Genomic DNA, 10,837 nt, shown 5'->3' with positions numbered 1-10,837 from the left:
GGTTCGGGGACGGTGACGGTGACTGCACGTGCGGTGACGGATTATGTTCTGGCTGCCGGCGCAACCGCGTCGTGGACGGGAACGTTCAAAGCGACTCCGTTCGTGGTGACCCCGGCTGCTGTGGTGTTTACGGATAAGGACGGCACGAAAGACGATTCGTACACGGTTCCGGCCACGGCCGGTGTTGAGTACCTGGTTGGTGGCAAGGTCGTTGCTGCTGGCACGTACCCGGGTTCGGGGACGGTGACGGTGACTGCACGTGCGGTGACGGATTATGTTCTGGCTGCCGGCGCAACCGCGTCGTGGACGGGAACGTTCAAAGCGACGTCTGCGGTGTCGTTTACGGATGTGGCTGCCGGCGCCCAGTTCCATGAAGAGATTTCCTGGCTTGCTGCGCAGGGCATTTCCACGGGCTGGGCTGAGGCTGATGGTTCCCGGACGTTCCGGCCGTTGCAGGCGGTGAATCGTGATGCGATGGCTGCGTTCATGTACCGTTTGGCTGGTTCGCCGGCGTTCCAGGCACCTGCTAAGTCTCCGTTTGCGGACGTGACTCCATCTACGCAGTTCTACAAGGAGATCACCTGGCTTGCATCGAAGGGAATCTCCACGGGGTGGGTTGAGTCGAGCGGGACCAAGACGTTCCGTCCGGTGCAGCCGGTGAATAGGGATGCGATGGCTGCGTTCATGTACCGCTTCGCTGGCTCGCCTGCGTTCACCCCCTCTGCGGCATTTACGGATGTCCCTGCTGGTGCGCAGTTCCGGAAGGAAATCAGCTGGTTGGCCGGTTCAGGTATCTCCACGGGATGGACCGAAGCCAATGGATCTAAAACATATCGGCCGCTCCAGCCCGTGAATCGCGATGCGATGGCCGCATTCATGTACAGGTACAACCAGAAGTACGGGCAGCTGTAGGCACAAGGATTGGCTGTTGGAACGGGGAGGTCAGATTATTCTGACCTCCCGCTCTAATTCCCTTCGACCGAAGCAGAGCTATATCCGCGGTCGTAACTTTAGGCTGATCGCCCTTCATAATTCTCCAGTTGAAAGGACCCTTACAAAGCTGGGGTAATGTTTGCCTAGTTACCACTCGGTAGCTATCTAAATGGGGGCGGGATTCCGCCAATTAGCGCGGAAAGCAGACTTTAGTGCGCCATAAACATCGAAGAAGTAGAATTCTTATACCCGGAGTAGGCTTTGCGCTTTCAGCGCTCATGCTGGCGGGTCTCATCCCGGCTCAAGCTGCTCCTGTTACAACCCAGACGCATCCCTCAACCATCGCGGCAACTGTAGTTACCCAGCCGGCTGACACCGTCATTCAAGACACGCCACAGGATTTCAAGCCACCAGTAAAATCGCCGTTTGCGGACATCGCCACATCGCAGCAGTTCTATAAAGAAATGGCCTGGTTGGCTGCTGCCCGGGTCAGTACTGGTTGGACCGAAGCGAACGGGACCAAAACCTACCGCGCCCTCTTGCCTGTTAACAGGGATGCGATGGCTGCATTCATGTACCGCCTTTCAGGGAGCCCCGGATTTGTGCCGCCAAAGGTCTCGCCATTTGCTGACGTGAGCACTTCACAGCAGTTTTACAAGGAAATGGCCTGGCTGGCATCAACCGGCATCAGTACTGGTTGGACGGAAGCAAACGGAACCAAAACCTACCGGGCAACCCAGCCAGTCAACCGGGATGCCATGGCAGCATTCCTCTACCGGCTAGCCGGCAGCCCGGACTACACAGCACCAGCAACAACGCCTTTTGCTGACATCACCAAGACGCAGCAGTTCTACAAGGAAATGACATGGCTCTCCCACTGGGGAATCAGCACCGGTTGGACGGAATCCAACGGCACCAGGACCTATAGGGCACTCCAGTCGGTGAACCGGGATGCCATGGCGGCATTCATGTACCGATTCCAACAATTCAAGAGCCCGTTGACCATCACCAACGAGCAGCTGATGGACGGCATTGCCGGGGTCAAGTACCTTGACCAGCTTAAGGGTGCAGGAGGTTTCGGAGAGCTGGTGTGGAAGGCACAAGGCTTACCCCAAGGACTCACCATCTCCCCTGATGGGGCTATCACCGGGCTGCCCACCGTCACAGGCCCCACTCCAGTCACTGTGACGGCTACGGACTCCTCAGGCATGACTGTATCGCGTACGCTGACCCTCGACGTACCTCAGTCGGCTCCGCAGGAATGCGTCGGAAAGCCATGTGAAGTCGTAGTTCCAAAGCAGGACACCATCCACGTCCCAGGCAACAACATCGTTGCCATTACAAGGGACCCCGCCACCAAGAAGATCACATCAATCGAACTGATAGACATCGTTGTGGCTCAGGGGCAGGTCCTGACGCTGGCCCCCTGGGCCAACGTCGAGTCCGGAGCAGTCCTTATTGCAGATGACGTGAGCGTTACGACTGCCGGCACCAAGCTAATCAAGACCTCACCCGGCAATCTTTCCTCGGCCTATTCCGAAGGAACTGTTCACTTCACCACAACGGGCGCGTCCGCCCAGCAGGCTGAGACGCCGCCGGTTCTGGCTACGCCTCAGGAATCTCTGAACGCGGTCAAAGCGAAAATGGAATGTGATCGCGGAGCCACCGCAGACCTGAAGGGATTGTCCGTTACCCCCGATCTGGAGCCTTCTGTCTACGCTGAGTGGGGTTGGTTTGGTCTTCACCTCATGCAGGCGAACATTGACGGATCAATAACCGTCAACATGGGCGCAGCAGTTTCAGGCGAAGGCAAATGCACTATGACGGTGCCTGAAGTGAAGGTAACTGTCCCCTCAGGTGCAGGCGCGATTGTCATGGCCGCCCAGCCGAGCATCACCTTCGAAGTAACCGGCAAGTTGGATATCAGCGCCTCTGTTGTACTGAAATGTGGCACCTCGTACCAGTGGAGGGACCAGCAGGAAAGCCGCTCAGCGTCATGCAGCACCGAACATGAACCTCTTGCGCTCTCCAGTGATTCAGGGATCGATGCGACCCTCACAGGCGCCTTGGATACCCGCATCACATGGATGGACATCGTTGGAATCACAGGCAAGATCGAAGCTTCCTTGGAGGCCGGCTTCCACCCCACCGAGGATCCGATGGCTGAGCTCAAAGCATCAGCCGGCGTTGAGCTGGGTGCTTGTGCGTTCTGCTTCTGGGAGGATTCACCGGCGAAATTGACGGTGTACTCAGGCACCATATTCGAGAAGACCATCGCAACGTGGTCCGCGAAGCCGCAGCCGCCTGGCGCTCCGGAGCCTGAAGTAGCTCCGAAGATTGAGCCGCTGAAGATCCTTACCACGAGCCTGCCCGGAGCTGTCCTCGGCAAGCAGTACAAGATTGGGATTGGAGCCATTGGAGGCGTAGCACCGTACGCATGGAAGATATCCAAGGGAAGCCTGCCCGCGGGCCTTTCGTTGAACGCCGTAACTGGCGTCGTCAGCGGAACTCCGTCGGCTGCCGGCACAACACCTATGACGTTCAGCGTGACCGACAGCCGGGGCATATCTGCAGCTGCGGCATTGTCCCTGGTGGTGAACCCTAAACCTGTGCGAGGCAACAAGGTCCTTGTGTACGGCTCTACCGACGAAGGTTATGGGGTGGCTAACGTCGCTCAAACCCTCCGGGCCGCCGGAGCGGACGTTGTAATTTCCAAGACACTTCCCGCAGAATTGGGCACCTACAAATCCATCTGGAACCCGTCATACAACGGATGGACCGCAGCAGAGGAACAGCAGGTTGCCGGCTACGTTATCGACGGCGGCGCGGCTTACCTTACGGGCGAACGGCCTTGTTGTGAGGAAGTGAACGACACAGTGCAACGGGTCTTGCGACAGGTGCTCGTGGATCAGGATGTGGTGGTGGGTAGGCAAGGTGACGTTGACGGTCCCTACACATTCAATTCGGCCGCAACCAATCAGATCTCAAAGGCACCGAATGTTCTGTCCGCCTTCGAACCCCTTGCCCCGGGAGCAATCAGCGGGCTTGGGGGAGTCGATGCGCGGAACGTCTTCGCCCGGAGCGATAGCACTGTTGTGGGCGGCGTCTGGTCAGAGGCGGATATGAAGTCCAAGCGAGGCCGAGTGGTGGTTCTCATGGATATCAACTACCTCGAGTACGACACAAGGGCGCCGATTCTGCAGAACGTGCAGAACTTCCTTTCCAAGACGCCTTAATAGCTATTCGCTGCTAGTTTCAGCACCCTGAGAAGGCATGACCTCGCCAGTTGCGGGGTCATGCCTTCTTTCGTTGGCTGGTGCGTTTCTGCTGACCGTGGGCTGACCCGGTAGGCTGGAATCTGTTTTTTGTGATCTAACACCGGGGAATCGTGCGAGTTGTAGTTCTGGGAGATATTGGCCAATCCGTCTATCACGTGGGCGATGAGGCGATGGCCCACGCGGTGGTGGATGAACTGCAGGCCCGGGGAGTTTCGGACATCGTCCTGCTTTCCCGCAACCCTGAACAGAGCGCACGCCTCTATGACACATCTGCGGTGAAAACCCTGGAGTTTCCCTGGCCTCCACACCGGCGCGAGACATACCTAAAGGAAATCCGCGCCGTTTTAGCTGGCGACTTGGACGCTCTCCCAGCAGACGACCAAGTGCATGCGCTTATCAAGACCGTTGGCGAGTCCGACGGCGTGGTCATTGCCGGCGGCGGCAACATGAATTCCCCCTACGGTTGGTTGCTATATGAGCGTGCTGCACTTGGCGCCATAGCAGAGTCGTTGGGAAAGCCTCTCGTTATCTCCGGGCAAACAGTCGGCCCCGTTCTTACCGGTCCGGACTACGACACGGCTATTGAACTCTTCCGGTCCGCCGCGCTGGCAAGCGTGCGTGAGAGCACGTCGCTGGAAATGCTGAATGAAGCCGGCCTCCAGACCGGCTTGACTTTGGACGATGCAAGCTTCCTCAAAGCGAGCCCCGAGGGCGCGGGCTACCTATCGGGGGAACCGTCGTACCAGCCGAAGCCTGGACGTCCCTATCTGGTCGCCAGCTTCGCGCCAGGGACCGGCGCCATGGACAGAAACGATTTCAACCAACGGGTTGCCGACATTCTGGACAGGATTGCGGGACCGGGCAGCCTTGATGTTGTCATGATTCCGCACATGTCCCGTCCGGGGAACCGCGACATCGACATCGAGATTCACGCGGACATCCAGCGCAGGATGCGGGCTAAGAACGTCACCGTGTGTGGACAGTTCACTGCCGAGGAAGCGGCCACCCTGACAACACAGGCTGAGTTCGTGGTCGCCAGCCGCTATCACCCCATCGTCTTTGCGCTCGGAGCGGGCGTTCCTTGCCTCGCCCTCGCCGTGGACTACTACGGAGAGGTTCGTCTTGGCGGCGCCTTGGCGAACTGGGGTCTGGGGCACACGATGCGGTCACTCCGGCACGTAGTTACTCCTGAATTCAATGATTTCGTGGACGAGCTGTGGGGTCGCCGCCGTGACATCAGGGATTACCTGAACACCATTAGCCCATCACAAGCCGACTTCCAAAATGCTTGGTGGGACACCGTCGTCGAAACCTTGAAGGGAGCGACATCGGTCGCTCCGATTCTTGACATCCCCGAACCGATTTTCCCGGAGCTTCACTCTGGTGAACACCCCGAAGCGGCCAAGCTTACGGCCAACAACGAGGCACATATCGGGCACCAGTCCGTGGAGCTCTACCGACTGACGCACGCTCTGGAGGACACCACGGGAACCCTGGCCGCGGCTGAGGCCGAGCGTGAGAGGTTACGGGTGGCCCTGGAGGCAATGTCGGGGGAGATAACCGCCGTCGAGTCCGAGGTGAGCCGATTGGAACAGCAGTTCAGCGCACTTGAGTCGTCCAAGGTGGTTCGACTGGCACGGCGCCTGAGGCTTCTACGCTCCTGAACGGAACCACAGGCCGTTTTCCACGGTGTGCCGCCAGCCTTTCCAGCTTCCCCTCGGTTTCCGTGGGTAGAGTAGAGGCCTGAACATCGCCGGATTGCATTGGATACGGAGAACGCATTGTCAGCTTGGCTAGAACTCGGACCGGACAACTACGTCTTGAAGACCGAGGGTTCGTTACTCAATACCGGGCTCGTGGTGGGCTCCGAGCTCGCAATGGTCATCGACACCGGCTGCGGCCCGCGCCAAGGCCGCGAGATCCTCGATGCAGTGCGTGAAAAGACCCAGCTGCCGCTGGTGGTAGTGAACACCCATGCCCACTACGACCACTTCTTCGGGAACGCAGTTTTTGCGGACGACGGCGTCACGGAGTTCTGGGCCCACGCAAACTGTGCGGCGGCTATTGAAAAAGACGCTGACAACCAGCGCCGCTTCGTCGCTACCAACGAACCTGAGATGGCAGCGGGGGAGGGCGACGCCGTCGAAATCGTGGTACCCAACGCACTTGTTCACGACCAGCCCGTGCTGGTTGACCTCGGAGGAGTCACTGCCACGCTGTTCTACCTGGGCAGGGCCCACACTGATGGTGATTTGCTGGTGGGCACCAGCTCGACGCTGTATGTTGGCGACATTGTGGAACAGGGTGCGCACCCGTCCTTCGAAGACTCGTATCCGGAAGAGTGGGCGGACGCCCTGCGGCACATCTCCGCGCTGCGGCACCGTTACGAACACTTGGTCCCGGGCCACGGCGAACCTGCCAGCGACCAGTTCGTGAAGACCATGGCAAACACCATGAGCACCGCCGTGCGGCAGGCCACGCAGTCGATTCGTGACATGCCCTCGGACGCAACCAAAGCCATCCCCGTCCTGCCGTATGGCCCGGAACAATCCCGCTGGTTCATCAAGCGGCTGCAGGAAACGAACGCTGCAGGTCGTTCCGGCGGAGGCACTTTGGCAACTCCGGACTTCGGACCCAAAGGCTGGCTTCCGTAGACCGATGGAATGTCGCGGTTCATGTCCGGGTAAAGTGGAGCACTGATCCGTAGCCTACTTGGGGAATGACATTTTGCGCCTGCTTATCGACGACGACCCGTCTTACAGAGTCCCTGTCTATCAGCTTGAAAGTCTGGATGACTTCCAACCGGCAGCTACAGATCCAGAACGGATATATAAGCTTTCCATCGGTGACGGAATGACATTGGCGTTTCTGACAAGGCCGATGACTTCCATTAACCTGGACATTCGCGTTGGGCTTCATGCAGCAAGGAGAGGCGGCGCCAAGACGGATTACTTGTTTCAGCCTCTTCCAGTTCTTCGTAACTCGAAGTCGCCGTTTGTGATGTTCGCAGACCCGACGCTCACCTTGAAATCGGGAAGCCGGTTGGCATGGTATCTCGGCACTCCTTCGGTGGATCCGGACGACTGGATGGAGGCAGTTATTCGCAAGGTCATGGCCGCTTCCGGCGCGGGTTACGTACTCACGGAAGGGTCCGGTGCCGGTGGATTCGCAGCTCTGCGGCTGGCAACCAGGTTTGCGCACGCCGTGGCCATCCCGCGGACTCCTCAGACAGATGTTTTCCGGCACGCATCACCTGATCCACTCCGGGAGACTCTTGAAGCTGCATGGCCCGGCTACGGCTACGATGAGCTCATGCATGGGTATGCCCACCGCTTCCGAATCATGGACTTGTATACGGACCCGAAATGGAACCGTGGCAACCTGGTTCACTGCGTCCACAACGCGGGCGACACCGAGCACACAGAGAATCATTTGGCTCCAATGCTGGATGAATTCGGTGTGTCACAGCATGCGGTCAAGGCCTTGGATGGGCGAGTAGTTATATCCCGACCGTACGCGGGGGACGGCCAGATCGGCATTCCCGCTCACCATTGGGCTGGTGACGCCGATCTGGCACTTCGAAGGCTGAAATCGGAACGGCCTCTGCAAGGGGCCGCCGTGGTAGAGGGCATGTTCACGAAGCCAAGTCGGGCTCCCCAGCCTCGAGCCAGTCTGGCGGCCGCAAGACGAAGGACCCTTAGCTGGCACGTCCCAGCCTACTTCTAACCGACGGCGTGAAACTAAGAAGGTTCCTTCCAAAACTACGATTTTCTTTACTCCCAGCCATGGACTAACTGACTGCCTCCGTCCTAGGATGAAGGCGACCGTTGGTTCGCGACTACCTGGGGGTGTCGAGATGAAGGGTTCACGCGTGTTTCCGCGTGCGGCCAGCATTCTCCGCTCTGTCATGGTCGCCGGAGCCGGTACGGCAATCTGGATGGCCCTTTCTGCAACGGCAGCAAACGCCGATTCAGGCCCACAAAACAGCCATTCACTCCTTATCGATGTCAGTTCAACCGTCGCCTCAGTAACCGCCACCGTGAAAAGCGCTCCCGCGCCGCCCCTCAGCGTTCCGGTGCCGAGTGTTCCGGTGCCAGCGCCGGTCAAGGGTGCCCTGCCCGCGACACCCATTGCGGTTCCCGTGCCAGCGCTGCCGCCGATCGTTCACCAAGCGGGCGCATCCGTTGACGCCATAGTTGGTACGGCACCGGTGGTCAGCCATATAGTCCCCGCGGATACGACCGGCGATGCTGTGGGAACCGTGATTGTGCCGGTTACTGGTGTCATTGACGATTCAGTTCGTGCAGTTGTTACCCCTGTCAACGATGCAATCGCACCCTTGCGACTGGAGCCTGTCACCGACGTGACCACACCCATTCTTGAACCGATCGTTGGCGTGGCGGACACCCTTCTGCCGCCGGTGGGAACGGTTCCTGAACCATCGGCACCTGCGTTACCGCCACTCTCCGGAGCGGACTCAACCCTTCCACCCGTGCTGGGCGTAACCGCCCCGCCTGCGCCCGTAATCCCGACTGGAAGCGTCTCACCAGCCACGGACGCCCTGCAGGGTTTCGACGTCGTGCTTTCAAAAGCCGAGTCCACAGCTTCGGTACCCGCAATCGCAACAACGGTGTCAATCACCCACATACTCAGTTCACGGGGCACTGTCCCAGTCACTAAAGGCCACCAGTCGGCGGTGCTTCCAGATCCACCCGCTGACACGCTCCCTGACCTCGAAGCGGTACCCGCTGGGGTGGGCGGGTCCGGATCCAGCAACTCCCAAAATGGCCCACCAAGCCCCGCCGCAGTCTTCCTTCACGACGCCACGATTGTCCCCGTTGGCGCTCTACCTGGTCTTTCTGCGGCCGGCGATGAGCAGCATCCCGAGCCGGTTTGTTTTGACCCCGGCTCCTCTCCTGACTAGTTCCCGGACCTTGCCGCACCAACTTACGCGGCAGACGGCCAAACGAACGTTCCGTCAACGGACGTCTCTGGGAACAAGACCTTCAGGAGAAGATCACAATGAACACGACCATTCGCAAGTGCCTCATCGGCACATGCTTTGCCGGGGGCATGATCGTCCTCAGCGCCACCGCGGCAAACGCCGCGGACACCACAAGCGGCAAGGACGGAGTCCTCTCCGGAACGCAGGTGGCAGCGCCCGTAACAGCGCCAATCAATCTCAACGCCACCTCGCTTGGACTGCTGGGAAACTCAGCAGCCACCACAACCGCGCCGGCACACGCTGCAGGTTCCGGCGCAACACCCGCCGCCAACACCAGCGGCTCCAACAGCATCGGTTCCGGGACCCAAGTGGTCGCTCCGGTCACGGTGCCCATAAACCTGGGCTCGTCGTCAGTGGGTCTGCTGGGGGGTTCCACTGCGACGAGCTCAGCTACACCTGCCGCTCCGGCGGCAACAAGCTCGACGCCGACAGCCGGTACCAGCGGAGCCGGCGCGATTGCGTCCGGCACCCAAGTGGTTGCACCGGTGACGGTTCCCATCACGGTGGGGTCGACGTCGGCGGGTGTCCTGGGGGACTCAACCGCCACCTCAGCACCAGCGGCATCAACTCCTGCGCCGGCAGCTTCAACGCCAGCGCAGGCAACAACGTCGGGGGGAGAGAGTCTTGCATCCGGCGCTCAGGTAGTGGCTCCGATATCGGTCCCTGTTAACATCGGAGCCACTGCTGTGGGTGTCGGTGGCGACTCGACGGCCACTTCCGGTTCGTCCGGTTCCATTTCTGGCGCTGCGCCTGATGGTTCGTCGTCGGGTGCTTCGACGAGTGGTTCGGATGGTGTTGGTTCGGGCACTCAGGTTGTTGTTCCGGTTACGGCTCCGGTGAGCCTGGCTTCGACGGCGGTCGGTGTGCTGGGTGATTCTTCAGCCACTTCGGGTGCGTCCGGTTCCGCTGCTGGGGCTGTTCCTGGTGGTTCGTCGTCGGGTGCTTCGACGAGTGGTTCGGATGGTGTTGGTTCGGGCACTCAGGTTGTTGTTCCGGTTACGGCTCCGGTGAGCCTGGCTTCGACGGCGGTCGGTGTGCTGGGTGATTCTTCAGCCACAGGTACTGGCACTACGGGCGGAACGGTTCCGGGCACTACTACCGGCGGTACCACTAATGGTTCTGGCGGCATTGGATCGGGCACTCAGCTGATCATCCCCATCACGGTTCCCATCAGCACTGGTTCCACCTCGGTGGGCGTTGGGGGCGGTTCGGTAGGCACGGTCACCCCTCCTGTTGTGACGCCTCCGGTTGTGACGCCTCCGGTCGTGACCCCTCCGGTTGTGACCCCTCCGGTTGTGACGCCGCCGACCGGCGGTGGCCTTGATAACGGTGGAGAGAACAATACGAGCACTCCGACAATGGGCATCAACACCGCGGGTCTTATCACCACCATCGGTAGCGCTACGACCGCTGGCACCCAATCCGGCACCGTTGTAGCCGCTGGTGTAACTAAGGGCGCGACAACCACAGCGGCTTCGACCGCCGTCGAGGGCTCCAGCGCCCTGGCTAAGACGGGTCTGAACGAAACCTTCGTTCTGTGGGAGGGAACCATGCTCCTAATGGGCCTCTTCTTGGCAGTGGCCAGCCGTCGGAAGGCAGTAGCCAGCCGCCGGTAGTCTCG

General features: G+C 59.9%; 6 protein-coding genes. All 6 read left to right on the top strand.

Annotated features, from left to right (window positions below; translation table 11 throughout):
• The first annotated feature begins 264 nt into the window (after nucleotides 1–264).
• The 6 genes from J2Y68_RS09575 (at nucleotide 265) to J2Y68_RS09550 (ending at nucleotide 10,832) form a co-directional block, all read left to right on the top strand.
• Complete coding sequence (locus J2Y68_RS09575; RefSeq protein WP_397334832.1) at nucleotides 265–912, top strand: S-layer homology domain-containing protein; 648 nt, start codon at nucleotides 265–267, stop codon at nucleotides 910–912.
• 299 nt (nucleotides 913–1,211) lie between these two features.
• A complete protein-coding gene (locus tag J2Y68_RS09570; protein ID WP_309992591.1) occupies nucleotides 1,212–4,169 on the top strand; it encodes an Ig domain-containing protein in 2,958 nt (985 codons plus the stop codon).
• 152 nt (nucleotides 4,170–4,321) lie between these two features.
• Nucleotides 4,322–5,875 (top strand): polysaccharide pyruvyl transferase family protein, encoded by a 1,554-nt coding sequence (locus J2Y68_RS09565; RefSeq protein WP_309992589.1) that lies wholly within the window; start codon nucleotides 4,322–4,324, stop codon nucleotides 5,873–5,875.
• 117 nt (nucleotides 5,876–5,992) lie between these two features.
• The gene (locus J2Y68_RS09560) at nucleotides 5,993–6,865 is read left to right on the top strand and encodes an MBL fold metallo-hydrolase (protein WP_309992586.1); all 873 of its coding nucleotides are present in this window, start codon (nucleotides 5,993–5,995) and stop codon (nucleotides 6,863–6,865) included.
• A 1,217-nt stretch (nucleotides 6,866–8,082) separates the two neighbouring features.
• Nucleotides 8,083–9,135, top strand: a complete 1,053-nt coding sequence (locus J2Y68_RS09555) for a hypothetical protein (protein WP_309992584.1) — start codon at nucleotides 8,083–8,085, stop codon at nucleotides 9,133–9,135.
• 98 nt (nucleotides 9,136–9,233) lie between these two features.
• On the top strand, nucleotides 9,234–10,832 hold the full coding sequence (locus tag J2Y68_RS09550) for a cell wall anchor protein (protein ID WP_309992581.1): 1,599 nt from the start codon (nucleotides 9,234–9,236) through the stop codon (nucleotides 10,830–10,832).
• The last annotated feature ends 5 nt before the right edge of the window (nucleotides 10,833–10,837 follow it).

Source organism: Paenarthrobacter nitroguajacolicus (genome assembly GCF_031455195.1).
GTDB lineage: Bacteria > Actinomycetota > Actinomycetes > Actinomycetales > Micrococcaceae > Arthrobacter > Arthrobacter nitroguajacolicus_D.
Note: the sequence above shows the minus strand (reverse complement) of the source record. Positions and strands in the feature narration are given on the sequence as shown.